Source organism: Bartonella sp. W8122 (assembly GCF_016102485.1).
In the GTDB taxonomy this organism is placed as follows: domain Bacteria; phylum Pseudomonadota; class Alphaproteobacteria; order Rhizobiales; family Rhizobiaceae; genus Bartonella; species Bartonella apihabitans.
The window spans coordinates 1-250 of record NZ_JACFOO010000008.1 but is presented as its reverse complement, the minus strand read 5'-3'; the positions used below and the strand labels follow the sequence as shown (position 1 = coordinate 250).

The window sequence follows — 250 nt, the reverse complement described above, 5'->3', positions numbered from 1 at the left end:
GTTCGGGCAATGATTTGGTGATTGACTTTGTTAATGGAAAAACTGTCCGGATCAACAATTTTTTCAGTTCGGGACAACCGATTTGTAATTTGATATTTATTGATGATGGCACGTCATGGCTGACCGACTTCAGTCAGGCGCTTACAGATAATGGCGACGGTATTCTTGATACCAATGTTTTTTATGAAGAAATAAAAGATAAGAGCGGTTTTTCACAGAATGTATTGTTAGGAATTCTGGGTGCAGCTGC

General features: G+C 39.2%; 1 protein-coding gene. It reads left to right on the top strand.

What is annotated here, in order from left to right; all coding sequences use genetic code 11:
• Positions 1-17: 17 nt before the first annotated feature.
• Positions 18-250 (top strand): hypothetical protein (locus tag H3S83_RS11745; RefSeq protein WP_370541376.1); only part of this gene is annotated, 233 nt, incomplete at its 3' end.